This is a genomic window from Alkalispirochaeta alkalica DSM 8900 (assembly GCF_000373545.1).
In the GTDB taxonomy this organism is placed as follows: Bacteria; Spirochaetota; Spirochaetia; order DSM-27196; family Alkalispirochaetaceae; genus Alkalispirochaeta; species Alkalispirochaeta alkalica.
Genome location: NZ_KB891725.1, coordinates 13,525 through 39,023, shown reverse-complemented (window position 1 = coordinate 39,023; position 25,499 = coordinate 13,525). Strand labels below are relative to the sequence as shown.

The window sequence follows — 25,499 nt, the reverse complement described above, 5'->3', positions numbered from 1 at the left end:
AGATGAACCCACAGAGTGTGCCGGCCAGGAGCCGGTACCTTTTTACCTCGGAGTCTGTGAGCGAGGGGCACCCCGACAAGCTCGCGGACCAGATTTCCGATGCAATTCTGGATGCCTGTCTTGCCGATGACCCCCGAAGTCGTGTCGCCTGCGAGACCTTTACCACCACGGGACTGGTTCTGGTGGGGGGGGAGATCACAACTTCGACCTATGTCGATGTGCAGCAGGTTGCCCGGGAAGTAGCCAGGTCCATTGGATACACCAACCCTTCCTACGGTCTTGATTATGAATCCATGAGCGTCCTGAACGCGATCCATTCCCAGAGTCCCGATATCTCCCAGGGGGTGAGCGGAGCGGGGCTGAAAGAGTATCAGGGGCAGCAGGGTGCCGGTGATCAGGGCATGATGTTCGGCTATGCGTGCCGGGAAACACCGGAGTTCATGCCGGCACCGATCATGTTCTCCCATCAGATTCTTCAGAAGGCTGCAGAGTTGAGAAAGGGCGGGGTCATTCCCTGGATGAGGCCCGATTCCAAGAGTCAGGTTACCGTTGAATACGAGGGAATGAAGCCCAGGAGAATAGACACCGTTGTGGTGAGCCATCAGCACGATCCCGAGGTTTCCCACGAGGAGATTACCCGGACTCTGGTGGAGCAGGTGATCAAACCGGTTCTGGAACCTGCCGGATTGCTGGACGGAAAGACCCGTTATCTGGTGAATCCCACGGGGCGTTTTGTCATTGGTGGCCCCCACGGAGACTCGGGTCTCACGGGCAGAAAGATTATCGTCGATACCTACGGGGGTATGGGCCGTCACGGTGGAGGCGCTTTCAGCGGCAAGGATCCCAGCAAGGTTGACCGGAGCGCAGCCTATATGGCGAGATATGTGGCGAAGCATATTGTTGCCGCCGGTCTGGCTGACCGGTGCGAGGTGCAGCTTTCCTACGCGATCGGGGTTCCCTTTCCCGTGAGTGTTATGGTTGAAACCTTTGGCACGGCGGTTGCTCCCGAGAGTGTCATCGAGGGGGCTGTGGAAAAGACCTTCGATCTCACACCCGGGGGAATTATTGCAACGCTGGATCTGCTGAAGCCCATATACGCGCAAACCGCCGCCTACGGTCACTTTGGGCGCCCTGAGTTTTCCTGGGAGCAGACAGATCGCGTGAACGATCTTCAGCGGGCAGTTGGCTAGGGGTTCCCGTCGTGGCAATTGAACGGGTATCGGACCTTCTGGGTCGGGGAAAGACGCTCTTCAGTTTCGAGTTTTTTCCGCCCCGAACCGAGCAGGGCTGGAACAGACTTTTTCACAGCATAGGGACGGACCTTCTACCTCTGGAACCGGCCTACGTGAGCGTTACCTACGGGGCGGGCGGATCAACCCGGGAGTACACGCACCGCCTGGTCACGCGGATACAGAGCGAGTTTAACCTCACCGTGGTGGCCCATCTGACCTGCGTCGGCTCCAGCCGGGCCGAGATCGCCGGAATTCTCGATCAATACCGGGCTGCCGGGGTCTGCAATATCCTGGCGCTCCGGGGAGATCTTCCCCGCCAGGGGGGCGAAGAGAGCAGGAGGAGCGATTTTTCCTGTGCTGCCGAGCTGGTTTCCTTTGTGCGAAATTATATGCCCGAGGCATCGATCGGTGTTGCCGGGTTCCCCGAGGGGCACCCCGATACACCGAACCGGCTTCTGGAGATCGAGTACCTGCGCCGGAAGGTGGATGCCGGGGCCGATTACATTGTAACCCAGCTCTTTTTTGATAACCGGGATTACTTTGATTACGTGGAGCGGCTGGCTCTTGCCGGGATCACCCTTCCCGTTGTTCCGGGAATCATGCCCGTCACAACGAGAAAGGGAATGCAGCGCATGGCCGAGCTTGCAGCGGGAGCCCGTTTCCCCGCTGCCCTTCTGCGGGCGGTGGAGCGAACCCACGATGACCAGGGAGTGAACCGCGTTGGGACCCACTGGGCCACGGCCCAGGTGGCCGATCTGCTGAACCGGGATGTCCCCGGTGTCCACCTCTATACGCTGAACAATTCCTGGTCAACGATCCATATTTGCAGAAATCTGGGGCTCGAGAGCTACCGGCTGTAGAGCGGTTGTAGGGGCGCTCCTGCCAGGGCCAGAGGCCCCGGCAGGACCATCTCTCAGTAGTGGTGTCCCAGCCCGATGAAGATGACTCGGGCGTTCCCGTCAAGCGGGCTGGTACCGTCGTAAATCTCTTCCAGGTCCAGTCCGTAGGTTCCCCTGAGGAAGAGGCTGCGGGCAAAAAGGGGAAAGCCGATGACGGAGAAGCCAGCGCTGTACTGGATATCGCGGTGGCGGTCGAAGGAAGAGGACTCGTGGAAATCTCCCCGGGTGTCCCGCACGTAGGCGATATCAAAGAAGGGACCGATCTGCATTTCGAAGATGGGCCTGAGGGTCCAGACTGTAAAAAGCACATCGAGGTTCAGGAAAATCCCCAGGTCTCCATTCATCTTGTCGTTCATGATACCCCGGGCATCCTTCGCGGCATCGTCCTGGTCATCGTCGGCGCCGTTGATCAGGTAAAAGGAGGAGAGGCTCCCGCTGATTCCGAGCCGGGGCCACCCATCGCGCCCTCCCCGGAGGAAGGCCCGGTATCCCGAGATGCGGGTGGTGATCTCCTGGTCCCAGGAATCGGTGGTGATGTTGTAGGTGTTTTCGTTTTCCAGGGCCAGGGTGAGTCCCTGGCGGTAGTTCCCGTCCCAGTTTGCCCGGCCCGCTCGCAGACCGTGTTCAAATCCCGCCGTGGTCCCCTTGCGTTCCTCGCTGATCCCGCCAGGGCGGTATTTTACCTCACCCTTCACCGAGGGAAGGTAACGAAGCTGGCCGAAACCGGGAAGCCGCAGGGGAAGATTGATCCCCGTTCCCAGGGTGAGGGAGTTGGTAAAGTAGTCGTTGTCGTCCTCGTCGTCGTCGGTGAGGTAGCGGTATTCCTGCATGAATCCCAGGGTCCAGTCCCGCCTGAGCCAGGAGAAGTAATACTCCAGACCGATGCCGAGTTCAAGATCGAACTCGTCTTCCTCCAGAGAGAGGGACTGTTCCATCACAAGGGCCCAATCCCGCTGGAAAACCTGGAAGGGAAGCTTGAACTCCGACGAGAGGGTTACGATGTTCTCATCGTCGTCGGTGAACTCGTAGTCCAGGTCGATCCGGAGATCCTGAAGGGTGCCGAAAAAATTGTAGTCCCTGATGCGGAAGCTCAACAGCAATCCGTCGTTGGAGTCGTAGCGGACATAGGGAAGGGCGATCACGTTCCAGGTATCCTGGGTTTCCACCGTTACGTGGAGGAGCCGGGGGGCCAGAGGGTCATGGGTATCGGGAGCATCGGGGGGGAGGATCTCGTAGGAGATGGAGCTGCTCTGGAGCTCCCGCTGGTTGGTAAGGAGCTGCTGCTGTTCCCGGATAAACTCCTCCAGGGCTTCCTCCGAGGGAAACTCGAGTCCTTCTTTTATCTCAAGCAGCTGCTCCAGAACCCAGCGTCGGGTCCTCCCCTGGAGAGTCCAGGATACTTCGTGGATTACCAGGGGGCCCTGAAGCGTCCTCTCCGCTGTGTGTGGGGCCTCCACGGCCGGGATCGCCCGTTCCTCCGCCGGGAGGCCAGGGATGACTCCGACGAGAAAGATGATTCCCGGGAAGGCCAGGAGGAAGTGCGAAAAAAAGTGTTTCGTCATAGTGTACCTGTCAGGTTTCAATTGAAATTCCGGAAACGTATCTTAAAATGTCTGCGAAGCATATCATATTTTAAGGTTTTGTCACGTAAAAACCAGGGTCTTTTCCGTGGCCTTTCTGCACTGCTCCAGGAGGAAGGCAGCGGATCCTTCTGTTATCTCCCCAAGGCAGGCCTCCTCGTGGGGGGAAAAGCGCTCCAGGACCCAGTCGCCCGGAGCCCTTCCCCGGGGCGGGCGCCCGATGCCCAGACGCAGGCGCCAGAAATCACTCCCGCCGCTCAGGGTAATGATGGAGCGCAGGCCGTTGTTTCCCCGGTGCCCGCCCCCGAAGCTGGACTGAACCGTCCCGAAGGGTGTCTCCAGATCGTCGTGGACAACCAGAAGTTCCTCCAGGGACCACCCGAAAAATTGGAGAGCCGCCACGACGCTCTTGCCGCTGTGGTTCATGAACGTCTGGGGTTGCAGGAACACCTGGTTGTCCCGGCGCAAAAAGAGGCCGTGAAACTTTTCCTTCCACCCCTCCTGACTGAGTCCTCCCTGGATGGTGAAGAGCGATTCCATCACCATCCAGGCGAAGTTGTGGCGGCTGCGAGCGTAGCGTTTTCCGGGATTTCCCAGGAAAACAACCAGTCGTGGAAGAGGCGGTTGTAGAGATCTCTGCTTCATAGTAAGTAGAGTATCATGAGACCTGATGTGCGTGTCTTCCATTCAACCTCGGGTGATCCCTGGTTTAATCTGGCCCTGGAAGAGTGGATTTTCCGGACAAACCCACCCGAACGGCAGACCCTTTTCCTGTGGCGGAACGATCCTTCCGTGGTAATCGGCCGATACCAGAACCCCTGGGTGGAATGTAATCTTCCTGCCATGAATGCTGCGGGGGTTCACCTGGTGCGTCGCCAGAGCGGGGGTGGGACGGTGTATCACGACCGGGGAAACACCAATTTTACCTTTATCTCTCCGGCTGATTCCTACCAGCAGGACCATAATTTCCGGATTCTCGTGGACGCCCTGGCCTGGTTTGGCCTTCAGGCGTACCGGTCGGAGCGGAACGATCTTCTGGTCTCCACCGATGGGGGAAAACGGAAAGTCTCGGGAAACGCCTTCAAGCATACCCGGGAGCGGTGCTTTCACCATGGAACGCTCCTGATCAGGGCAGACCTGGATCGGCTCCAGGAATACCTGCGTCCCTCGGAGAGGCCTCTTCGGGCCAGGGGAACCAGATCGGTCTCGTCTCCCGTGGCAAATCTCGGGGATCTGTGCAAAACCATCTCTCACGATTCCCTGGGAGTGGCTCTGCGGGAGGCTTTTGCTGCCTTCTACGGTGGGGCCTGTAGCGAGGAGACCCTTCACCAGGAGGATCTGGCCGTCCTTCCCGAGGTTGAGAACTACTACCGGAAGATGCGGTCCTGGGAATGGCGATACGGCGCCACGCCGGAGTTCGTTCTGGAGGTTCCTCTCGCGCAGCTGGGCGGCCATATCCCGGGGAACGGTCAGGGGCGGGCCGAGGTGGTGATCGACGAGGGCAGAATCCGGGATATCATGGTACACTGCAGCGATCCCGGACGTTTCAGGAAGGAAGCCTTTCTGGGGATGCCCTGGGACGAGATCATGAGCGGTCAGGAAGACCAGAAGATCAAGGGATAAAACGCTCAAGAGATACAAGATCAGGAAACGGAAGATCGGGAAACAGAAGATCGGGAAACAAAAGAAAAAAGGGGTGGCAGAATCCCCGGGTAGAAGGAGGAAATGTTCGTGAGTATTCATATAGGGGCACAACCGGGAGAGATCGCAGAAACGGTTTTGATGCCGGGGGATCCCCTGAGGGCCGCCTTTGTCGCGGAAAACTGGCTTTCTGAGGTGCATCAGTACAACAGCGTCAGGGGGATGCTGGGTTTTACCGGGCTCTGGAAGGGAGAGCGGATCTCCGTCCAGGGGTCGGGCATGGGGATGCCCTCCATGGCTATCTATGCTACGGAACTGATGCGGTTTTTCGGGGTTCAGCGGTTGATTCGCATCGGGTCCTGCGGGGCGATGCAATCCGAGATTGCTCTGCGGGAACTTATCCTCGCCATAAGCGCCTCCACCAACTCTGCCATGAACCGCAGTCGTTTCGGGGGAATGGACTACGCTGCCACGGCCAGCTGGAGTCTCTTCAGGAAGGCCCTGGCCGTGGTGGAAGAGCAGGGAATCCCCTTCCACGCGGGGAGTATCCTCTCGAGCGATACCTTTTACGATGATGACCCCTCACAGTGGAAGGTCTGGGCCCGTCACGGGGTTCTTGCCGTGGAGATGGAGGCAAATCAGCTCTATACCCTGGCGGCGCGTCACGGAAGGGAAGCTCTGGCGCTTCTCACGGTAAGCGACAGCCTGGTGCAGGAAAAGGAGTTGAGCGCCGAAGACCGGCAGACCGGTTTTCACCAGATGGTGGAGGTGGCTCTGGAAGTCGCCCGCAGGGCCCAGGGGGAGGTATCGGGGAGGGAGTAACCCCCTCCCGAGGTTATCCCGTAAAAAGCAGCGCCACCCCGGCTACCGCCAGGAGCGCTCCCGCCAGTTCCCGGAGCGTCACGGTCTGGCGAAAACCAAAGACGGTGATGGGAATAAGAATAATCGGGACCGTGGCCATAATGGTCGAGGCGATCGCCGTGGAGGTGTTCTGCGCGGCCAGAAGGCCCAGAGAGACGCCGAGAAAGGGTCCGAAGAAGGCTCCCCGCAGGATGTGACGACAGGCCGGTGCATCCCGAAGCGCTTTCAGGGCCCGGCCGAGCCGGCCGGTAAACAGAAAGAAAAGCAAAAAGGCCACGAAACCGGCCAGGGCACGGATCTGGGTCGCTGCAAAGGGATCGTAGTCGGGTGCGCCGAACCGGCTCAGAACAAGACCGAGGGCTTGCCCCAGAGACCCCAGCAGGGCAAACCAGATACCCCGAATGCCGGGGTGGTGAATTGCCGGTGACGGGGCCGCTGATTTTGGCGGACCCGGAGGTTGTACCGTGGTGACCAGAACAATTCCCGCCATGGTGACCGCCATGGCGCCAAACTGGCCCGGTGTGAGCGCTTCCCCCAGAATGAGCCATCCCAGGAGCGCTGTCATGGGCGGTACCGAGGCGTAGATGAGCATGGCCATTCGTGCTCCCACGTCGACAAAGGCCTGAAAGAGAAAGAGATCTCCCAGAAAGAACCCCACGATCCCCGAGGATGAGAGCCAGAACCAGATATGCCAGTCGGCGTCGCCGGGGAAGATCTGCCCCTGGCGGGCGACCAGATAGGCCGTGAAAACGGGGAGGGCAAAGGCCAGCCGCAGAAGGTTGACCTGGAGGGAGCCCACGCGCTTTCCTGCGGCTTCGAAGGAGAGACTGGTAATTGCCCAGCACAGGGCCGTGGCGAGCGCTGCTGTTTGACCGATTATATGTACATTCATCCGTTGCCTGCCCTCTCAGAGTCGTTTACAATACCCGGAAGAGCCATGACCGTCGATACTATTTTTTCGTCCCTCGATTCTTCTGGTATGGGGGCGCTGGTGCCCTTTCTCCTCCTTCCCCTCGGTGCCCTGGCCACCAGTGCCGTTCACGGGGTCTACGATGGTCGCCGGGGGCCCTGGTGCCACTGGTACGCCCTGATCGTTCAGGTAAGTACGGGGGCCTTTTCCTTCCTCTGCGCCCTGGTGGTTTTGTACATCCTTCGGGGAGGCGGGATCGGTGATTCCGGGGTTCCCCGCGTGCTTCTGGGCCTCTCGGGAGTGTCCTGGGTTGTGACGGTTCTCGCCGTGCGCCGGGCCGTGGCCTACCGGTATCTTGCCACGGTTCGGCATCCGCTGGTGCTTGTTTTCTTCTGGGCTCTGGCCTGGAGCGCCGGTGGTGCCCTCTATCTGACCGGTCTCTGGCTCATCCCCGGCCCGCCCCTCTATACGGCGCTGGTGATGGTTGTGCTGGTTTTCCTTATCCTGGAATTGCTGCTTCTGATGGCCACGGCGAAATCGAGGTCACGCCGGTGACCTCCCGTGAAGAGCGTCGCCTCGCGCTCTTTCCCGATAACTGGAATCTTCTGGTTCTGGAAAAAAAAGAGGTTGCCCGTGATCAAGCGCGACACCCTCTTCACGAGCTTCCCCGGGAGGAGGAGCTTCGGAGTCTGGGTATCGTTTCCCCCGATTCGGCCCTGGAGTTTCCCTCAGGTTCCTCCCTCAGGGGCAGGGCATCGTTTGTGGACCGCCAGTATCTTGCCCCCCTGGTTGACCGCCCCCTGCGTACCAGCGAGGGCGATCGGTTTCTCCTGATCAGCCGGCGCAACGCGCCGGATACGATGGACCCTGAAGAATGCACCGTGGCAAACCGGGTGTTCCATCTCGCCTACTGGGATCGGGCATCCCGCTTCTGCGGGACCTGCGCGGCCCCCATGGAGATGATCTCCGGGGAGATGGCAAAGCAGTGCAGCGCCTGTGGCGCGACGAGCTACCCCCGGATATCGCCAGCCGTGATTGTGGCGGTTGTTCGTCAGGGCAAGCTTCTTCTGGCTCATTCTCGCCGACACAGCGGAAAGATGTACAGCGTCCTTGCCGGATTTGTCGAGGCCGGAGAGACCTTGGAGCAGGCCGCAGCCCGGGAGGTCCAGGAGGAGTGCGGGATCACCATAAAAAATGTGCGTTACCTGGCAAGCCAGCCCTGGCCCTTTCCCACGGCCCTCATGGCGGCGTTCACGGCGGACTACGCCGGAGGGGAGATTGCCCTCCAGGACGAGGAGATTGTCTCGGCGGACTGGTTTGCACCGGGGGAGCTGCCCCGGGAGATACCCGACGCCTACAGTATCGCCCGACGGTTGATAGAGCGTTTTGTGAGCGACCACGGGACGCCCCAGGATCTCCAGCGTCTTCTGAGCAGATGAACAAATGTAACTGTCACAATTTACAGTTGCTAATGCTGACAAGTCGAGTTATCATTATTCCCGAGATTTTCCGAGGAGGGCCAGCATGTCACACGGGCACGTAGTGGTTATCGGCGGCGGTGGAACGGGTGCCGCGATTATCCATGATTTGATACAACGGGGTTTTACCGCCACCCTGGTTGAGCGGGGAGAACTCACCAGTGGCACCACGGGAAGGCACCACGGGCAGCTTCACTCCGGTGCCCGGTACGCCGTGGGTGACCGGGAAATTGCCCGGGAATGTATGGAGGAGGTGCGTATACTGCAGGCGATCGCACCCCAGGCGCTGGAGATGAACTACGGGCTGTTTGTGGCGCTCACCGACGAGGATGTGGCCTTTGCTCCCGAATTCATTCAGGCCTGTCGCGAGGCGACGATTCCCGTCCGGGAGATTCCCCTGGATCAGGCCTTTCGGATGGAGCCCCACCTTAACCCGGAGATCAAGATGGCCCTGCAGGTTCCCGATGGTACCATCGATGCCTGGCGTCTGCCCCTTCATTTCTTTGCCACGGCCCGCGCTGCCGGTGCCGATATCAGGACCTTTACAGAGGTGGTGGGTATTCACAGCAGGGCCGGTGCGGTCACGGGAGTGCGGGTGCTGAACCACGCCACCCAGGAAGAATCGGACATAGCGGCCGATCTGGTGGTGAGCGCCACCGGGGCCTGGGCCGAAAAGGTTGCGGCCCTGGCGGGGATTCATATCCCCGTTACGCCCGCGCCGGGGACGATGGTGGCGGTAAAAAAACGGCTGAACAATATGGTGGTGAGCCACCTTCATCCCGCCGGTGATGGTGACATCATCGTACCCCAGCGGGGACTTTCCATCATCGGTTCCACCCAGTGGAAGACCGACGATCCCGACACGGTAGAGGTTCCCCGGGCCGATATCGACTACCTGACGCGCCGGGCTACGGAACTGATGCCGGTTTTCGGGGAGACGCCCTTTCATGCGGCCTGGTCTGCGAGCAGGCCCCTGGCGGGAGCTTCCAGCAACGTTGAGGACGGGCGAAAGCTCTCCCGGGACTTTATCGCGATCGATCACGGTCGCTCCGACGGGGTGAAGGGGTTTATCTCGATCATCGGCGGAAAGGCCACGGTACTGCGCGCCATGGGAGAAAAAACAGTCGATCTGATTTGCGATCTTGTTGGTGTGCAGGAACCCTGCCGCACCGCCGAGACACCTCTTTTGCAGCACCGGGCTTTTTACAACCCCCATCTTGTCACGAAAGGAGCGGCCTCATGAGCGATTCTCCGCAGAACGATTCTCGACATAACGATCAGCCCCAGGAGTTTCAGACTCTTTCGGGTGAACCTGTACGAATGGTGCGGTTCCGTATTGCCCGGCCCCAGCGGGAAGAACAGTGGGGGCAGTACGTGGTGCCCGTGAAGGGCCACACCACGCTGGTGGATGCCCTGGAATGGATCAAGAGCAACATCGATCTGACCCTGATGTTCCGTCACTCCTGCCACCACGGGTCCTGCGGAACCTGCGGCATGATTGTGAACAACAAACAGGCGCTGGCTTGTACAACCCGGGTTATGGACCTGGTGGAGGAGGCCGAAGCAGCGGGAGAGGATCGAAAATCCTTTGCCATCGAGGTTCGTCCCCTCCAGACCATGGATCACCTGGGTGATCTGGCGGTAGATCCGGCCCGCCTCTTTCGGGATTTTCCCGTCGATGCCGATTATCTGCGCCCCAGCGAGGCCAACAAGGGGAGCGAGGTTCCCGGGGAGATCACGGGGTATCAGCGGTTTGAAAACTGTATCGAGTGCGGTCTGTGCGTTTCTTCCTGCCCCGTGGTAACAATGCGGGATTTTATGGGCCCTGCGGGGCTTGCTGCCTATAACCGGGAGGTTACCAAACACCCCGAACGATCGGGGGAACTGCTTCCCCGGGTTGATTCTGATCGGGGTGTCTGGGGGTGCGATCGCCATCTGGCCTGCAGCCAGGTGTGTCCCACGGGGGTCTACCCGGCCAAACATATCGTGCAGCTCCAGAAGAAGATCAAGAAGACAAAGCAGGAATCCGGGCAGGAATAGCAGCCCCCGGGGGCGGCAGGGCGCCGCCCCGAAATCTTACATCTTGTCCACCAGCATCGAACACTTCCCCGAAGGGATGGGAAGGGTCTTTTCCTTGCCCTGATCGAGCAGATCCAGGGTGAAATAATAGAGCTTTTCCGATTCGTGTCGGATCTCCCACCCCCGGCCGCTCTTCTTGCTGAGGATGGTGATGGTGTTGCGCCGGAGATTCAGGTTTTCGATTCCCATGATCTCCAGGGTGGGAACGACCCAGCGCACGGTTTTTCGGGGGAGACTCACCAAAAGACCGATCACGTTCTCGATCATCAGGGCAACTGTGGAGAGTCCCACCGAGGGGAGATGCATGGCCCGGGGAAAGGCGGGGTTGCCCGTCCAGGAGGCTTTCCCCTCCCGGTTCGGCCGGTAGGCCTCGTAGACGTTACCCCGCTTGTTCCCCTCGGGATGGAGGGTGTCCAGCATGCAGTAGAGGTGGCGGATGGCGTACTCCCGGGCGAGCTCCCACTGGTGCTGTTTTTCCAGCCCCTTGATGATCATGAAGGTGTAGGGAGGAAAGACGGAGCCGCGATAGCCCTCGCCGTTTTCCGAGAAGGAGGGTTCCGAGACGGCCACCGTGGGAAAGGGATTTTCCGTGGCGAACCCCGCAGGATCCTTCAGGTGCTCGATCATGCTGCTCGAACGAACCTCGTTGGGAATGTCCGTGAGGAGTGTCCAGAAGCTGGCGGCGGTCTTGACGCCCACCCGCTGTTGCTCCTTGTTAAGGTCGTAGTAAAAGCCGCTCTCTTCGTCCCACATGTGCTGGTTGATGCGGGTCTTGAGGGAGAAGTACTGCCTGCGGTAACGGAATTCGATGTCCTTGTCGTTCAGAACGTGGCCCAGTTCGGCCATGAAGGAGGAGTTCATGGCTTGTTGGGTGTTGAAGTCCACGGGGTAGTAGGCTTCTTCCCGGGGGGCGTTCACCATGCCCGTTGCGGCCAGGGGAACGTGGTACAGGCCTGTTTCGTCCTTGAAGGTCTCCTCCAGCCACTGATAGTGGCGTTCCAGAACGGGCATGATTTCCTTGATCCGTTTTTTGTTGCCCACCTTGTGGTAGAGATTGTACTCTGCCCAGGCGAAGAGAGGCGGTGCTACTCCCTGGGGGTTTTCCGGCGAGAAGAGGGGCTCCCCCGTTTCCAGGTTATAGTCGCTGCGGATCGCTCCGTTTTCTTCCTGGCGGTTGTAGAATCCGTCCAGCTGGTTCGAGACCGGATAGAGGCGGTTGCTGTAGACCAGAAAAAAGGTGGAGAAGACCGCATCAAACTGGTTGATCCGTGTTTCCTGGGGATCCACAAAAAAGCGGACTCCGAAGGGGTTCTCTCCGGTTCCGTCGGTGGGTTCGCGCCAGTAGTCCCGCACCCAGGCCCATGTCTGTTCGTAGAGGTCTACAAAATCCTGATCGTAAAAATGTACTGTTGGAAACTCTTTTTTGACCACGCTGTTATATCCCGATTACACAAATTTCCTGATGATACTTCCTGACCATATGCTTCGACTATATAAATATAGCTACTGCCCGAAAGGAAAGGGTAGAACGTATCGCATCCCGAATCATACGTCAAATCGCTCTGGATATCCACAAAAGATTGCGATTTACTTGACACGCTTATACCACACCGGCATAGTTTTTTCTATGGATCCCCAAGAGCTCAAAACAACCGCCGCCATGGCCATGGTTGAGCTGGATGAATCGGGGGTTGCCGCGCTGGCCGGTGCGGTAGACCAGATGCTCGAGTATTTTACCACTATGGCGGCAATTGATGTGAAAAATGTGGAGCCCACCACGCAGATTCTCGCCGCTTCCAATCGCCTGCGCCCTGAGGGGGCGCACAATAATAATCCCGCCAATACCGTTGCCCGTGCTGACGCTGTGCTGGAACAGGCGCCCGATCTCGAGGATCGCCTGATCGCTATTCCCAACGTATTGTAGGCCAGGTACCCCGTACCGGCCCAGAGAACATTGCCATGAACAACAAGACGAAAGCGCTTCCGCGCGAGAGGTATCGGTCGTTTCTGGAGCACCAGGATCGGGCGATAGGGTCCTTTCTGGAGATAGGAGCCCCCGGGGTCTGGGATTGCGCTCCGGGGAACGGTTCTGCTTCCGGGGACGATCCTCCCCGGGGTGAGTGCAGCGGGGAAAACGGCCCTCACCTGACCGACCTCCCCCTGGCTGTGAAGGATAACATCGCCGTCGAGGGGTATCACCTCACCTGCGGTTCACCCATGCTCCAGTCCCTGAAGGCACCCTACACAGCCACGGCTGTGGAGAAACTGGTGGAGGCGGGGGCTCTGGTGGTGGGCAAGACGAATATGGACGAGTTCGGCATGGGAAGTTCCACGTCCAATACGCCCCTGGGTACGACGGTGAACCCCTGGGACCATTCCCGGGTCGCCGGGGGGTCCAGCGGGGGATCCGCCGCTGCTGTGGCGCACCAGCTGGTTCCCGTGGCGCTGGGGAGCGATACGGGAGGGTCCGTGCGCCAACCGGCAGCCTTCTGCGGTGTCTACGGCCTCAAGCCTACCTACGGTGCCGTTTCCCGCTTTGGCCTGACGGCCTACGCCTCTTCCCTGGAGACGATCGGGATTCTGGGATCGCGCCTGGATGAGCTGGAAGCGGTCTTCCGGGTGATTCGGGGTGAGGATGCCCGGGATCAGACCTCGCGGGCCTGGCCCCGGGGGGACGACGAAGGGGAGGGCTCCCGCGATGATGCGCCCCCGGGAACGATTGGTGTGCTTCAGGGGGAACTGGGTCTTTCTCCCGGGATGGAGAAGAGCTACCGGGCCACGCAGGAGGCCCTGACCGATCTTGGCTACCGGTTGGAGCCGGTAACTCTCACCACCCTGGACTACACCGTTCCCGCCTACTATACCATCGCTGCGGCCGAGGCAAGCGCAAATCTGGCGCGGTACAACGGAATTCGCTACGGTCACCGGCCGGTTTTCGCCGAGAACCCCGGGGAACTGATGAGTTCGGCCCGGAGCGAGGCCCTGGGCGAGGAGGTAAAACTGCGGATACTCCTGGGGACCTTCGTGCTGCGCAGCGGGTTCCAGGATCAGTTTTATCTGCGGGCCCAGAAGATCCGCACCCTGATCGCCGGGGAGCTCGACCGGGTGTATCAGGGGGTTCAGGCCCTGCTGATGCCGGTCTTTCCCTGTCAGGCCTTCCTCCGGGATCAGGAAGAGGGGATGGATTCCTTCCGGCAGAAGGTGGCAGATCGCTTCACCTGTACGGCAAATCTGGCGGGTCTTCCCGCTCTGGCTTTTCCGGCGGGGGTCCAGGATGGGCTTCCTGCGGGGATGCAGCTCATGGGGCCGGCTTTCTCCGAGGAGAGACTCTGTCGGGTGGCACGGGATCTTTCTGCCGTTTTTCCGCTGCAGTTTCCCGGGACATCCCGTTCCTTTTCTGAATGGCGCCAGGGCTCCGATGCGGCCCGGGGAGGTTCCTGATGTATCAGTCCTTTATCGGTCTGGAGATCCACGTGCAGCTCCAGACAAAGACCAAGGTGTTCTGCGATTGTCCCGTTACCTTTGGCGACGAACCGAACACCAGAGTGTGCCCCGTTTGTATGGGCTATCCCGGTGTTTTGCCCGCCCTGAACGGAGAGGCGATCACCCTGGGATACCTGCTTGCCCGGGCTCTGAATTGCCGGCTTTCCCCGGTTTCTTCTTTCGACCGGAAAAACTACTTTTACCCCGATCTCCCCAAGAACTATCAGATTACCCAGTACTATCAACCTCTGGGGAGAGATGGGTTTATCGATCTGGAGTTTCGAAAGAAGAAAAAAAGGGTTCGCATACACCAGGTTCACCTGGAAGAGGACGCGGGAAAGATGATCCACGCCGGTGATATGTCGCTGCTCGATTATAACCGGGCCGGAACCCCCCTTCTGGAGATCGTTACCGAGCCGGACCTGGAGATAGGAGAAGAGGCGGAGCTCTTGCTCCAGGAACTGCGCAGGATCGTGCAGTACCTTCAGGTCTCCGACGGCAATATGGAAGAGGGTTCGCTCCGCTGCGATGCCAACGTCTCGGTGAATCACCGGGGGGAGGGGCTGGGGCAGAAGGTGGAGATCAAGAACCTCAACAGCTCGAGGTTTGTCCGCAAGGCTCTGACCTGGGAGATCGCCCGGCACCAGGAGATCCTTGATCGCGGCGGTACGGTGACGCAGGAGACGCGCCTCTGGAACGAGAATCGCGATCAGACCGAGAGTATGCGCAGCAAAGAGCGTGCTCACGATTACCGCTACTTTCCCGAACCGGATCTGCCTCCGTTCAGGGCCGACCAGCCCTTTCTGGAGGGGCTCGAGGAACGGCTGGTGGAGCTTCCTGCGGCGCGGCGGGCCAGGTTCCGCGAGCAGTGGGGCTTCTCGGCGAGTCAGGTTGATTTTCTCTGCGACCAGAAGAGTACGGCTGATTTCTTCGAGGCCGTGGTGGCTGCCGGAGGAGCCCCCGATCAGGCGTTGTTCTGGCTTGCGGGAGACGTGCGCAAGCTCCTGAAGCGCAGTGGCGGCGATCTGCTGACCTCGCCCCTGACGCCGCAACGACTTGCAGAGCTTCTGGACCTCCTCGCCCGGGGAAGGATTCACGGAAAAATTGCCAAGCAAACGCTGGAGCAGGTCTTTCTGGAAGACCGGGACCCTTCGGCGATCATCCACGAGCGGGGGTGGAAACAGCTCTCGTCGCGGGAAGAGCTCCTGCCCGTGCTGGAGAGAGTGCTGGAGGAGAACCCCCTTCCAGTGGAGGAGCTTCGTCAGGGCGCGACCCGACCCCTGGGGTTTCTTATGGGGAAGGTGATGAAGGCCACCGGCGGGAGGGCAGAGCCTGCCGCAGCCCGGACCCTCCTGCAGGAGCTGATCGAAGCTCCCCGCAGGGTGTCGTCGGTTCAGGTCCTCTCCTTCGGGGGGGCCATCGCCGGTACCCGTCGGGAGGACGGGATGATCGAACCGGGAGATCTGGTGAGTCTGGCCGAACTCTTTCAGGCCGACCCGGAGCTGCCCGATTCGATTCTCTTTGAGGAGCTCCGGCTCGGACGGTTTCTGAGCGAGGAGATTACCCCCGCTGACTGGGCGACGCTCCTGGTCCGGATCGCCGGGACTCTCGACCAGGGAGGTGTCCAGGGGATTGTGATCGCCCACGGTACCGATACCCTGGCCTACACGGCCAGTCTGGTTCACTGGTTCTTCGCCGACACACCGGTGCCGATCGTGCTCACAGCGGGCGAGGGCCCGCCCGGGGAGGGCTCCCGGGGAGAATCGGGGGAAAATCTGCGCAGGGCCGTGCTCTGCGCTGCCAGCGGGAGCGCCGGTATTCACGTGGTCTACGGAGACACTGACTTTCTTCCCCTGAACCTGAAGTTCGAGCGGGTCGATTCGGGGGGCGGCAATTCCTTCCGTACCTGGAATCCCGAGGAGCTCCTGCGGAGCGGCTCATCCCTGGCACCGGTGGCGCGAGGTGTTGAGCAGGAGGAGCTGACCCGTTGTCTCGAAGAGGTTCTGGGGCAGACCTGCATCGTCCGGGTCTACCCTGGAATGCGGGGTGATATTCTGGTGACCCTCATGGAGGCAGGGATTCGCTGTTTCGTCCTGGAGATCTTTGACAGGGGAACGGCCAGCCTTCGGGAGGGGCCCTTCTCGCTTCGGAACGCTCTGATACAGGGCCGCGAACGGGGCGTTCTCTTTTTCTGTACTTCCCAGCAGGAGGGGGTGGTGGACTTTTCCGGCTACGTTACGGCTCACGCCCTCTGGCGGGAGGGAGCGGTTCCCATGGGACGGCTCACCACGGAAAGTGCCTTCACCCGCCTGGTGACCGCCCAGGTCGAGGTCCTCTGCGAGGGCGAGGCCCGGTCCCGGGATGCCTGGAGAGAGCGTGTTCTGGCGTTGATGGAGGACTGAGGAAGGCGGAGATAGTGACGTCGTCACCATGGTGGCAGGTGGCACCGCAAGAAATAGTGGCAGCGCAAGAATAAGAGCATCGCGAAAAGGAGAAGACCATGAGACAACTAGCCTGCGATATACCGGGCCGCGAAGGCCAGTCGGTGGAATTGTGCGGATGGGTTCACCGAATCCGGAACCTCGGGGGGATCACCTTCGTGCTCCTGCGCGACCGTTCGGGTATGGTGCAGCTGGTCTACGACGAGGAACCTTCTTTTGGCCAGGAGGCGGTGCTGCGGGTTCGCGGTACCGTTGGTGCCAGCGAGAAAGCTCCGGGGGGGTACGAGATCAGGGCTGAATCCACGGAGGTTCTGGGGGCTCCCCAGGCCGAGCTGCCCCTGCCCGTGAATAAGGAACTCGACCAGGTCGGTCTGGAGGCGATTCTGGACCACCGGATCGTCTCCCTGCGGAACCCCCGGATACGGCGGATTTTTGAGGTTCAGTCGGACCTGCTGGCCTCCTTTTCGGAGGCTCTGCGAAAACGGGGGTTTACGGAGATAAAGTCGAGCAAGCTCATCGGGTCCGGCACCGAGGGCGGCACGGGGCTCTTTCCGGTGGATTATTTTGGCGAGACCCTCTGTCTTGCCCAGAGTCCGCAGTTCTACAAGCAGGCGATGGTTGCGAGCGGTCTGGAACGGGTTTTCGAGATCGGTGCGGCCTACCGGGCCGAGAAGCACGATACAGCCCGCCACCTGAACGAATATGTCTCTCTGGACGTGGAGATGGCCTTTATCGATTCCGATTCGGATTTGATGGATCTGGAGACGGAGATTCTGGGCGAGATGTTCCAGTCTCTGGAAGAGCGGCAGGGGAAAACCCTGGAAGACTACGGAGCCCGGGTTCCCCGGGCCGAGGAGTTCCAGGAAACTCCCCGGGTGACCTACGACGAGGCGCGACAGATCCTGAAGGATCGGACGGGAAAGAGCGTCTTCGAGATTACCCCCGAGGGGGAGCGCGAACTCTGCCTGTGGGCGCTGGACGAGAAGGGGGTGGAGGCGGTCTTTGTCACGGCCTTTCCCCGCAAGAAGAGGCCCTTCTATACCTCTCCCGAGGGGATGAAAACCCGGAGCTTCGATTTGCTCTTTCGCGGGCTGGAGATCACCACGGGGGGGCAGCGGATCCACCAGTACCAGGAGCTTCTGGAGGCGCTTCCCCGGTTCGGACTCACCGAGGAGGGGCTGGGTGATTACTGTTCCGTTTTCCGTTACGGCTGCCCGCCCCACGGGGGCTTTGCGATCGGTCTGGAGCGGCTCACCCAGAAGATACTGGGTCTGCAGAACGTGAAGGAGGCTTCGCTCTTTCCCCGGGACAGGAAGCGGTTTCGGCCCTGAGGGGTATCGCTGCGGGGTTCTTCCAGGGTGCTTCCCCCAGGGTTCCTGCGGGGTTCATGAGAGCCGGACTTTTCTGATAGGCTGGTGTTTCTATGAGTATCTACGCAGCGGCGATGACGCTTTTTCTGGTGGTGGATCCCCTGGGCAATATTCCGATCTTTCTGGGGCTTCTGAGTAATGTGGACCCCGCCCGCAGAAAGGCAATCATTCTGCGCGAGATGGTGATTGCCCTGGCGATTCTCTCGGCCTTTCTCTTTTTCGGGAAATATATTCTCCAGGGGATGCATATATCCCAGCCGGCCCTGAGCATCGGCGGGGGGGTGATTCTCTTCCTGATCGCCCTGCGCATGATCTTTCCCCACCACGCAGTTCCTGCTACGGAGGGAAAGGGCGACGCCGGGGGACGGTCCGCCGAGGAACCTTTGGTGGTTCCCATGGCGGTGCCCCTCATTGCCGGTCCTTCCACCATGGCCACGCTGATTCTTCTGGCAACGCAGCACCCGGACCGGATCATGGACTGGTTTCTGGCGTTGCTGGTTGCCTGGTTCTGCGCAGCCCTGGTGCTCTTNTCTGCCGAGGGGCTGCGGCGTGTTCTGGGGCGCCGGGGGCTGGCGGCGGTGGAGCGGCTCATGGGGATGATCCTCACCACCATGGCCGTACAGATGCTCCTGGGCGGGGTGGAGATGTTTATGGAGACCCTGGGCATGGTGGGGCTGTAGCCCCCCGCCCGGGGGTTATGTTGCTCCCGCCTTCGCGAGAACCCGCATAATCTCCGGCAGAAGCTGCTTCTTCCGTGAGAGAACCCCGGGAAGGTCGAAGGTTCGTTCGGCCTGTTTCCGGAAGGGAAGGAGCCCCTCTGCCGCAGGATAGCCGCTGGAGAGGAGCAGGCTGTCCCGCTTGATCACATCGGTTACCATCAGCATGGCCCAGTCGATACGTTTCCGGCCTGCCACATCCTCCAGCGCCTGAAGCAGGCGGTCGCGGTAGGAATCGGAATCGCTCAGCGTGGTGACCTCGACCTGGCCGATTCCGAAGGGAATACCCGACTGCTCGTAGAGCTTGAAGTCCGAGAGGATGATCTCCTGGGGTTCCCGCTGGCCCAGGGCCTTGATCTGGGCAAAGAGTTTCTGGGCGTGCTCTGCGGCGGAGATGCCCGTGATCGTCTCGAGCCGGAGGATTGCCCGGCGGTCCGCCTCGGTGGTGGTGGGGGACTGAAGGTTTACCGTATCCGAGATAATACCAGACAGGAGCAGCAGGGCAATATCGGGCTCGATGGCGAAGCCCCGGGCGGAGAACTCCTCGTAGATCAGGGTGCAGGTGCTACCCACCACGCGGGTTGTCACCTCGATGGGGTTGTTGGTGGAGGGGGGAGCGAGGCGGTGGTGATCGACGATCTCCAGGAGCTCGGCCTGTTCCGCACCGTCCACGGCCTGGGAGAGCTCGTTGTGATCCACCATGATCAGTTTGGGGCGGGGCCGCTCTATGAAGGAGCGGCGGCTCACGATCCCGATAAACTCCTCTTTCTCGAAGACGGGAAGACCCCGGTAGGAAGAGCTGAGAAGGAGCGCCTTGGCCTCGTCGAAGGGCATATCGGCGTCCAGGCGTGGTACCCGGGTATCCATAATGGTGGAAACCGGTGAACTCAGGCGAAGCATCCTGATCGATTCGGCCGTGTCGGTTTCGGAGAGAAAGACCGATCCCTTGTACCCCGCAAGCAGTTTTTCGATCTCCCGGGGCGAGTCAATTCCCGTGAGAACGATCGCAGGGAACTGATTCTTCACGGCGCAGGCGATGATCTCCGGTATATGGCCCACCACCAGGAGGGGGGGCTTCTCCATGCGCTTCAGCCGTTTCAGGGACTGCTCCACGGGCATGGCCGAGGTGACCAGGGAGGCCTCGAAGCGGTCAGGAGCACCCCGCCGAAGGAACGTCCCCGGCAGGACCTTCTCGAAGTTCTCCACCAGGAAGGTGTACACCGGGCGGTGTTCCTGGTTTTGCGATGCCACGTAGGAGGTGATCTCGTTTACCCCCACCATGGCGACAAAGGTGGAGTCCTGGTCAATAACGGGGACGGAGCTGATGGTCCGTACCTTGACGGCGTTGAAGACCTCCAGCACGGGATCGTCGGGGGAGATCAGGGCGGGGCTCCGGCGCGCCACGAGACCCACCGTGGGAGCGATTGTATCGTAGTGGGGAGGAACGGGAAGCTCTGCCTGGGCAAAGACGTCCTGGATCTGGTCGCTCAGGGGGCCACTGCGAATGGGCAGATAGGTGAAGTTCGGGTTGAGCCGCTGTTTGAGGGCGGCGTAGCAATGGGCCGCACAGGTGCTGTCCATGTCAGGATTCTTGTGTCCTGCAACGTATACTCGTTCCAAGGTGGTTCTCCGCATCAGTGAAAATCTTCCGGGTACCACAGAATATCACAGATTCCGGAGGGATGTCTCGCGGGTCTCTGAGCGAATCAGCGGCCAAATATCAGATTGTCTGAATATCAATCCTTTGAGTTGATTTTTTTCCCCTTTGGGGTAATGATACCCCATCATGATCAATCGATGGGTGCGTTTTGCGGTACTGCAGACGCTGATTCTGCTTACCACCGGTAAGTGGGTGATTCTGGCGGCTCTGGCCGGGGTGGTGGTGGGGATCCCCGTGGCAGCCTTCCTGATTCTCCTTGATGCTGGTACCGGGGTGGTGCGCCAGTGGCAGTGGTATTTTCTTCTGGTTCCCCTGGGGCTCTTTCTCAGCAGTTTTCTGGTTAACTGGCTCGCGCCCGACGCGCAGGGCCACGGCACGGAAAAGGTGATCGAGGCCCTGCACGAGAAGGAAGGGATGATGCGCCTCCGGGTCATTCCGGTGAAGATGGTGGCAACCCTGATCACCCTGATTCTGGGCGGGTCAGCCGGAAAAGAGGGGCCCAGCGCGCAGATCGGGGCGGGTGTTGCTTCGGGTGTTGCTTCGCTGCTCCGGATGACGCCCATCGACAGACAGCGCTTTGTCCAGTGCGGGATCAGTGCAGGCTTCTCCGGTGTCTTCGGTACGCCCATCGCGGCGGCGCTCTTTGCGGCCGAGGTGCTCCATATCGGCCGCTTTTCCTATAACCGGTTTCTTCCTTCCCTGATCGCCTCCTATTCGGCTCTCATGGTTACCCGCGCGCTGGGGGTCCGGCACCTGAGCTACACTGTGCCCCTGGAGATCGAGACGGAGATCATTATGCTCCTCCATATGGTCGGCTTCGGGGCACTCCTGGGGCTTATGGCGATCCTCCTGGTGTCGGGGCTGAACCGGACGGAGCACCTGATCGGGGGGATTCCTCTCTGGAAGCCCCTGAAGGGTGCTCTGGCCGGTCTGGTTCTTGTGGGGATCGTCTTTCTTACGGGAACAACCAATTATCTGGGGGTGGGGACGGGCGTTGTCGATGCGGCTCTGGACGGGCAGGCTTTCCGGGGAATCGCTCCGTTTTTCAAGATTATTACCACCTCCCTCACCCTGGGGTCAGGGGGAAGCGGGGGAATCCTGGGGCCGATCTTTTTTATCGGAGCCACCTCGGGGAACTACTGGGCGCAACTTCTGGGGCAAAACGTGGGTATGTTCTCGGCGATTGGCATGGTGGCCTTTCTTGCGGCGGCAGCGAATACCCCGATCGCCGCGATCATGATGGCCATGGAGCTCTTCGGGGTCGCCACGGGGAGTTATGCCGCCGTGGCGTGCGCCGTGGCGTACCTTGTGGTGGGCCACGTGAGTGTGTACCCGAGTCAGATTATTCACCAGAAGAAGCCCTTTTTCATGGATCTCGAGGTGCACCAGGTAGAGCAGGTCTTCGATCGCCGGGGAATCAGCAATTTGTTTCGCTGCTTTTTCCGGGGATACCGGGATAATCCCGGTCGGGGGCTCTCGTTGGAGGGAAAGACGATCGAGGAAGAATCCCTGGGATCGGGCACCACGACCGACGACCGGATGGATTTCTGATACCGCTCTGCGGTGCCGCGCAGTGCCGCCCCTGGATCGGGGCGGCCGCGAGTGTCAGGACTTGATGAGCGCCCGGACCGATCCGAGGATGCCCTCCATATCGGTCAGGTCCAGGGGAAGGATGACCCGGGTTTCGCCGCGTGCCAGATGACGGAGCTCCCCCAGATACTGTTCTGCCAGTTGCAGCGAGAGGGCCTCGTCGCCGCCGGGAGTCTCCAGGGCTTTGGCGATCTCCCGCAGCGAGGCTGCCGTGGCGGTGGCCAGGGCACGAATTTCCGCTGCCTGCCCCTCGGCCTCGTTAATCCATTTTTCCTTTTCGCCCTCGGACCGGTTGATGGACTCTTCCATTTCTCCCACGGAGTGGTTGATTTTTGATTCCATCTCCCCCAGGGAACGTGCGATCTGCCCGCGTTTTTCCCGCTCTGCCCTGAGCTGGGCCTCCATGGCCTGCAGAATCTCGGCGGGGACATCGATGTTCTGGATCTCGTAGCGGGTCACTTCCACGCCCCAGGCGCTGCCGGCGGCGTCCACCTCGGCAACGATGGCGGCGTTAATGCTGTCCCGCTCCTCGAAGGTTTTGTCCAGCTCCAGCTTGCCGATTACCGACCGCATGGTGGTCTGGGCGAGTTGAACCGTGGCGTACTCGTAATTGGTGATTCCGTAGCTCGCCTTCCTGGGGTCTACCACGCGGTAGTAGAGGACCCCATCCACATCGACCTTGACGTTATCCCAGGTGAAACAGGGCTGGGTAGGAACGTCGATGGCCTGTTCTTTCAGGCTGTGGGTGTAGGCCACGCGGTCCAGAAAGGGTACCAGGATGTGAAATCCGGCGTGGAGGGTTTTGGCGTATTTTCCAAGACGCTCGATCACCAGAACCGATTTTGCCGGGACAACCCGGATGCTGCGGAGGATAGATACCACCAGCACCAGCGAGAGGGCTGCCAGGACGACTTGCAAGGGGAAGAGGGGATTCACGAGGCACCTCCCTGGTTTGTACCGGATCGAAGGGGATCACCCGACCGAAGGGAATCGACCACGGCCCGCAACTGGGCGAGATCGGCGGGGAGAACGGCGGTATCGCTTTTCCGGAGGATATCACCCAGTCCGGCGAGGAACTGCTGGGCCACCCGGCCCGCCACGGCTGATTTCCCCTGGGGAAGGTTGATCGCCGATGCCACCTGGCTGATTCCTTCGGCCGTGGCCGAGGCGATGATCTCCGTGGCCCGGGCCCGGCCTTCGGCCTCGTTGATCCGCCGCTGCCGCTCACCCTGGGAGAGGTTGATCGATTGTTGCCGGTCTCCCTTGGAGCTGTTGATTCTGGCTTCGCGAATTCCCTCGCTCGAGAGGATCTCGGCCCGTTTTTCCCGTTCTGCCCGAACCTGCTGTTGCATCGCCTCCATCACCGTGGCTGAGGGCGTGATGTCGCGGATCTCGTAGCGGGTTACCTTGATACCCCAGGGGTCGCTGGCCAGGTCCACGCTCCGGACGATGGCGTCGTTGATCTGGTCCCGTTCGGAGAAGCTGCGGTCCAGCTCGATCTTTCCTATCTCGGAACGCATGGTTGTCTGGGCGAGCTGGGCCGTGGCAAAGCGGTAGTTGTCGATGCCGTAGCTTGCTTTTTCCGGATCAACCACCTGAAGATAGAGGATGCCGTCCACCGAGACCTGGACGTTGTCTTTGGTAATGCAGAGCTGGGGCGGGACGTCGATGACTTCTTCTTTCATGACCTGCTTGTAGGAGACCCGCTGGATTACGGGAATAACCAGGTGGAGCCCCGGACCGAGGATGGCGTGAAACTTTCCCAGTTGTTCCACAACCCAGGCCTGCTGTTCGGGGACNATCCGGATCAGCTTGAAGAAGATGGTGAATACCAGCAGCAGTAGTAGTACCGAGCTGATATAGGCGCCAAAAATGGACATGGTATGCTCCTTACGTGAGTGGATGATCTCTGCCCTCGCGGGCAGAGGACGAGGGGTCTGTCTCTGGGTGCTCCGGTTCCTCCTTCTGTTCCGGAGTGATCTTTTCCGGAGTGACCAGATACGTGACGTTGTCACGGCCCAGGATTGTTACAGTCGTTCCCCGGGGGATGGTTTCGCCCGCCGAGATCGCCTGCCAGGAGGTACCCCGGAAGCGGATCCGGCCGGGCTCTTCCGGGGTGATCGGTTCAATCGTCTCGGCCGAGGCTCCCAGATCATCCTCGAAGGGGGTGGGCGGGGGATTCCCCGGGGTGCCGCAAAACCAGGCCGAAAGATAGCGGCGCAACGCCAGGAGGCTCAGGCAACTGGTGGCTGCCCAGAGGATGATTTGCAGGTGGTAGGCCCCCTGAAGGTGGGGAGCCAGGGCGATCACCAGGGCGTTCAGNAGGGCTCCCAGGCCAAAAAAGACCAGGATGAACTCGGGAAAGCCAAACTCCGCCAGGAGCAGAACTCCGCCCAGGATTGCCCAGATTGCACTGTCCATAGGGTATAACTCTAGGTGTCTCGGGGCAGGATGTCAATTCTTCTGCCGGGCAGAGTTCTCTTCGGGGCGGGCAGGGCCTGGGTCGAGCTGGACAGAGCTGTTCTCGAGTCGGGAAGNGTCCCCCTCGGGCAGACGGTCGGGGCCGGGCGGGGCGAGAATTCTCTCCACCCGGTGCACCGTGGCCTCGGTGGTTCGCAGAAAGGGTGTGCCGGGAGATCTCCCCGGTTTGGGCCCGGGAGGGGTCTCGCCGATAACGAGGTGGGGGAGGTGCCCGGCGGGAAGGTCCCCGAGGGAGCGCTCCGAGGGAAGATCCAGAACGAGGACNCGCCGGGCCTGTCGGGAGAGGGCCTCCAGGGTGGCCCGGTTTGCACGGCGGCACTCTTCCCCGGAGAGGGTGGTGCCGGTCGTCCCCAGAAACTCCTCGTAGGGGTGGGCCGCTACGGTGCCCAGGTCGGCCGCCAGGGTTCGTGCCAGGGCNGGGTTTCCCAGGACGGCCAGGCGTCGGAGAAACCAGGGCCGCACGGGGGGCGGGATATAGTCCCAGTGCTTCCAGGGGTCCTGCCGGATCATCGAGGCCGATACGGGAATGTTGTGCCGCGAGGGGTCCAGGGGAATAAATTGTGCCTTCAGGTGCCGGGCAAGGTCGTGGCCGTAGCTCTCGGAGGCAAAGACGCGGGTTATTTCGTCCGGCACGGCCTGGCGGATCGCCTGGGCCCAGAGGGCCGGAGCCTGGGGCGAATCCCGGTGTGCCTGGGGAATCTCCCGGGTGATGTGCAGGACCGTGGAGTGAGGGGCCAGCTCCTGCATCCAGGCAAACCGTTTTTCACCGGGGATTTGCTCCGACGAGAGGGTACAGACCAGAATATAGAGGTGATCTACCATGGCACGGGCAAAATCGACCAGGTAGAGATGACCTGTGTGAGGGGGCATGAACCGCCCCAGGATGACGCCTATCATTGAGAGTGGTAGAGTATGCATATCTGAAGAGGGAGAATCAATGCGAAGAGGGGTGCTTGCGGGGTTTCTTGTGCTGGGCAGTGTGATTCCGCTCGCGGCAGAAGCTCCCTATTCGGTGGAGGCCACGGTTCGAATCTACGGAGAGACGGCCCACAGTCGGGACTCCCTGGCCGTGGTGGAT

At 60.6% G+C, this 25,499-nt stretch carries 23 protein-coding genes; 14 read left to right on the top strand and 9 right to left on the bottom strand.

The window, feature by feature from the left end; translation table 11 throughout:
• The first annotated feature begins 2 nt into the window (after positions 1-2).
• Both metK and metF read left to right on the top strand, forming a co-directional pair.
• Positions 3-1,190, top strand: coding sequence for a methionine adenosyltransferase (metK, locus tag B071_RS0110240; RefSeq protein ID WP_018527001.1), 1,188 nt, complete (start codon positions 3-5; stop codon positions 1,188-1,190).
• An 11-nt stretch (positions 1,191-1,201) separates the two neighbouring features.
• The gene (metF, locus tag B071_RS0110235) at positions 1,202-2,092 is read left to right on the top strand and encodes a methylenetetrahydrofolate reductase [NAD(P)H] (RefSeq protein WP_018527000.1); all 891 of its coding nucleotides are present in this window, start codon (positions 1,202-1,204) and stop codon (positions 2,090-2,092) included.
• A 53-nt stretch (positions 2,093-2,145) separates the two neighbouring features.
• Here the strand turns inward: metF and B071_RS0110230 are convergent, their stop codons facing one another.
• Positions 2,146-3,693 (bottom strand): BamA/TamA family outer membrane protein, encoded by a 1,548-nt coding sequence (locus B071_RS0110230; RefSeq protein ID WP_018526999.1) that lies wholly within the window; start codon positions 3,691-3,693, stop codon positions 2,146-2,148.
• An 81-nt stretch (positions 3,694-3,774) separates the two neighbouring features.
• Positions 3,775-4,356, bottom strand: a complete 582-nt coding sequence (gene pth / locus B071_RS17065) for an aminoacyl-tRNA hydrolase (protein ID WP_051075297.1) — start codon at positions 4,354-4,356, stop codon at positions 3,775-3,777.
• A 15-nt stretch (positions 4,357-4,371) separates the two neighbouring features.
• On the opposite strand from pth, the gene B071_RS17060 reads away from it, so the two are divergent.
• Positions 4,372-5,334 carry a lipoyl protein ligase domain-containing protein gene (locus B071_RS17060; RefSeq protein ID WP_083914833.1) on the top strand — a complete coding sequence of 321 codons (963 nt, stop codon included), beginning with the start codon at positions 4,372-4,374 and terminating at the stop codon, positions 5,332-5,334.
• A gap of 102 nt (positions 5,335-5,436) precedes the next feature.
• Positions 5,437-6,174: a purine-nucleoside phosphorylase gene (deoD, locus tag B071_RS17055; protein ID WP_018526996.1), complete on the top strand. Its 738-nt coding sequence runs from the start codon at positions 5,437-5,439 to the stop codon at positions 6,172-6,174.
• A 13-nt stretch (positions 6,175-6,187) separates the two neighbouring features.
• Here the strand turns inward: deoD and B071_RS0110210 are convergent, their stop codons facing one another.
• Entirely contained in the window at positions 6,188-7,105 is a 918-nt protein-coding gene (locus B071_RS0110210; RefSeq protein WP_026245149.1) for a DMT family transporter, read from the bottom strand.
• Between the two features lie 45 nt (positions 7,106-7,150).
• On the opposite strand from B071_RS0110210, the gene B071_RS0110205 reads away from it, so the two are divergent.
• From B071_RS0110205 to B071_RS17045, 4 genes are all read left to right on the top strand, one after another.
• The gene (locus B071_RS0110205; protein WP_018526994.1) at positions 7,151-7,678 is read left to right on the top strand and encodes a hypothetical protein; all 528 of its coding nucleotides are present in this window, start codon (positions 7,151-7,153) and stop codon (positions 7,676-7,678) included.
• Entirely contained in the window at positions 7,675-8,562 is an 888-nt protein-coding gene (gene nudC, locus B071_RS17050; protein ID WP_018526993.1) for an NAD(+) diphosphatase, read from the top strand. The genes B071_RS0110205 and nudC overlap by 4 nt, the downstream gene beginning before the upstream one ends.
• A gap of 85 nt (positions 8,563-8,647) precedes the next feature.
• Positions 8,648-9,844, top strand: coding sequence for an FAD-dependent oxidoreductase (locus B071_RS0110195; protein ID WP_040588089.1), 1,197 nt, complete (start codon positions 8,648-8,650; stop codon positions 9,842-9,844).
• Positions 9,841-10,641: a succinate dehydrogenase/fumarate reductase iron-sulfur subunit gene (locus tag B071_RS17045; protein WP_018526991.1), complete on the top strand. Its 801-nt coding sequence runs from the start codon at positions 9,841-9,843 to the stop codon at positions 10,639-10,641. Before B071_RS0110195 ends, B071_RS17045 begins: the two co-directional genes overlap by 4 nt.
• A 36-nt stretch (positions 10,642-10,677) precedes the next feature.
• Here the strand turns inward: B071_RS17045 and B071_RS0110185 are convergent, their stop codons facing one another.
• Complete coding sequence (locus tag B071_RS0110185; RefSeq protein ID WP_018526990.1) at positions 10,678-12,111, bottom strand: MGH1-like glycoside hydrolase domain-containing protein; 1,434 nt, start codon at positions 12,109-12,111, stop codon at positions 10,678-10,680.
• A 196-nt stretch (positions 12,112-12,307) separates the two neighbouring features.
• On the opposite strand from B071_RS0110185, the gene gatC reads away from it, so the two are divergent.
• The 5 genes from gatC to B071_RS0110160 all read left to right on the top strand — a co-directional run bounded on the left by gatC (position 12,308) and on the right by B071_RS0110160 (position 18,654).
• Positions 12,308-12,604, top strand: coding sequence for an Asp-tRNA(Asn)/Glu-tRNA(Gln) amidotransferase subunit GatC (gene gatC, locus B071_RS19690; RefSeq protein ID WP_026245148.1), 297 nt, complete (start codon positions 12,308-12,310; stop codon positions 12,602-12,604).
• A 35-nt stretch (positions 12,605-12,639) separates the two neighbouring features.
• Positions 12,640-14,121: an amidase family protein gene (locus B071_RS0110175; protein WP_018526988.1), complete on the top strand. Its 1,482-nt coding sequence runs from the start codon at positions 12,640-12,642 to the stop codon at positions 14,119-14,121.
• The gene (gene gatB, locus B071_RS19230) at positions 14,121-16,565 is read left to right on the top strand and encodes an Asp-tRNA(Asn)/Glu-tRNA(Gln) amidotransferase subunit GatB (RefSeq protein ID WP_018526987.1); all 2,445 of its coding nucleotides are present in this window, start codon (positions 14,121-14,123) and stop codon (positions 16,563-16,565) included. The genes B071_RS0110175 and gatB overlap by 1 nt, the downstream gene beginning before the upstream one ends.
• A 98-nt stretch (positions 16,566-16,663) precedes the next feature.
• Positions 16,664-17,935, top strand: coding sequence for an aspartate--tRNA(Asn) ligase (aspS, locus tag B071_RS0110165; protein WP_018526986.1), 1,272 nt, complete (start codon positions 16,664-16,666; stop codon positions 17,933-17,935).
• A 92-nt stretch (positions 17,936-18,027) separates the two neighbouring features.
• On the top strand, positions 18,028-18,654 hold the full coding sequence (locus B071_RS0110160; RefSeq protein ID WP_018526985.1) for a MarC family protein: 627 nt from the start codon (positions 18,028-18,030) through the stop codon (positions 18,652-18,654).
• Between the two features lie 15 nt (positions 18,655-18,669).
• Here the strand turns inward: B071_RS0110160 and B071_RS0110155 are convergent, their stop codons facing one another.
• Positions 18,670-20,325 (bottom strand): putative manganese-dependent inorganic diphosphatase, encoded by a 1,656-nt coding sequence (locus B071_RS0110155; RefSeq protein WP_083914829.1) that lies wholly within the window; start codon positions 20,323-20,325, stop codon positions 18,670-18,672.
• A 151-nt stretch (positions 20,326-20,476) separates the two neighbouring features.
• Here B071_RS0110155 and B071_RS17040 point away from each other — a divergent pair, with 151 nt between their 5' ends.
• Positions 20,477-21,901, top strand: a complete 1,425-nt coding sequence (locus B071_RS17040) for a chloride channel protein (protein WP_018526983.1) — start codon at positions 20,477-20,479, stop codon at positions 21,899-21,901.
• A 54-nt stretch (positions 21,902-21,955) separates the two neighbouring features.
• Here the strand turns inward: B071_RS17040 and B071_RS0110145 are convergent, their stop codons facing one another.
• From B071_RS0110145 to B071_RS18550, 4 genes are all read right to left on the bottom strand, one after another.
• The gene (locus tag B071_RS0110145) at positions 21,956-22,876 is read right to left on the bottom strand and encodes an SPFH domain-containing protein (RefSeq protein ID WP_018526982.1); all 921 of its coding nucleotides are present in this window, start codon (positions 22,874-22,876) and stop codon (positions 21,956-21,958) included.
• Positions 22,873-23,820 carry an SPFH domain-containing protein gene (locus B071_RS0110140; protein ID WP_018526981.1) on the bottom strand — a complete coding sequence of 316 codons (948 nt, stop codon included), beginning with the start codon at positions 23,818-23,820 and terminating at the stop codon, positions 22,873-22,875. The genes B071_RS0110145 and B071_RS0110140 overlap by 4 nt, the downstream gene beginning before the upstream one ends.
• Positions 23,821-23,830: 10 nt before the next feature.
• The gene (locus tag B071_RS17035) at positions 23,831-24,361 is read right to left on the bottom strand and encodes an NfeD family protein (RefSeq protein ID WP_018526980.1); all 531 of its coding nucleotides are present in this window, start codon (positions 24,359-24,361) and stop codon (positions 23,831-23,833) included.
• A gap of 33 nt (positions 24,362-24,394) precedes the next feature.
• Positions 24,395-25,318 (bottom strand): adenylyltransferase/cytidyltransferase family protein, encoded by a 924-nt coding sequence (locus tag B071_RS18550; RefSeq protein WP_169336337.1) that lies wholly within the window; start codon positions 25,316-25,318, stop codon positions 24,395-24,397.
• Positions 25,319-25,499 lie beyond the last annotated feature (181 nt).

Excerpts from the sequence above, each read along its gene's own strand:
- B071_RS0110205 (WP_018526994.1), top strand. The coding sequence starts at position 7,151 with ATGACCGTCGATACTATTTTTTCGTCCCTCGATTCTTCTGGTATGGGG.
- aspS (WP_018526986.1), top strand. The coding sequence starts at position 16,664 with ATGAGACAACTAGCCTGCGATATACCGGGCCGCGAAGGCCAGTCGGTG.
- B071_RS17040 (WP_018526983.1), top strand. The coding sequence starts at position 20,477 with ATGATCAATCGATGGGTGCGTTTTGCGGTACTGCAGACGCTGATTCTG.
- B071_RS0110175 (WP_018526988.1), top strand. The coding sequence starts at position 12,640 with ATGAACAACAAGACGAAAGCGCTTCCGCGCGAGAGGTATCGGTCGTTT.
- B071_RS0110210 (WP_026245149.1), bottom strand. The coding sequence starts at position 7,105 with ATGAATGTACATATAATCGGTCAAACAGCAGCGCTCGCCACGGCCCTG.
- B071_RS0110230 (WP_018526999.1), bottom strand. The coding sequence starts at position 3,693 with ATGACGAAACACTTTTTTTCGCACTTCCTCCTGGCCTTCCCGGGAATC.
- pth (WP_051075297.1), bottom strand. The coding sequence starts at position 4,356 with ATGAAGCAGAGATCTCTACAACCGCCTCTTCCACGACTGGTTGTTTTC.
- gatC (WP_026245148.1), top strand. The coding sequence starts at position 12,308 with ATGGATCCCCAAGAGCTCAAAACAACCGCCGCCATGGCCATGGTTGAG.
- gatB (WP_018526987.1), top strand. The coding sequence starts at position 14,121 with ATGTATCAGTCCTTTATCGGTCTGGAGATCCACGTGCAGCTCCAGACA.
- B071_RS0110155 (WP_083914829.1), bottom strand. The coding sequence starts at position 20,325 with ATGCGGAGAACCACCTTGGAACGAGTATACGTTGCAGGACACAAGAAT.
- B071_RS17060 (WP_083914833.1), top strand. The coding sequence starts at position 4,372 with ATGAGACCTGATGTGCGTGTCTTCCATTCAACCTCGGGTGATCCCTGG.
- B071_RS0110195 (WP_040588089.1), top strand. The coding sequence starts at position 8,648 with ATGTCACACGGGCACGTAGTGGTTATCGGCGGCGGTGGAACGGGTGCC.
- metK (WP_018527001.1), top strand. The coding sequence starts at position 3 with ATGAACCCACAGAGTGTGCCGGCCAGGAGCCGGTACCTTTTTACCTCG.
- deoD (WP_018526996.1), top strand. The coding sequence starts at position 5,437 with ATGTTCGTGAGTATTCATATAGGGGCACAACCGGGAGAGATCGCAGAA.
- B071_RS17045 (WP_018526991.1), top strand. The coding sequence starts at position 9,841 with ATGAGCGATTCTCCGCAGAACGATTCTCGACATAACGATCAGCCCCAG.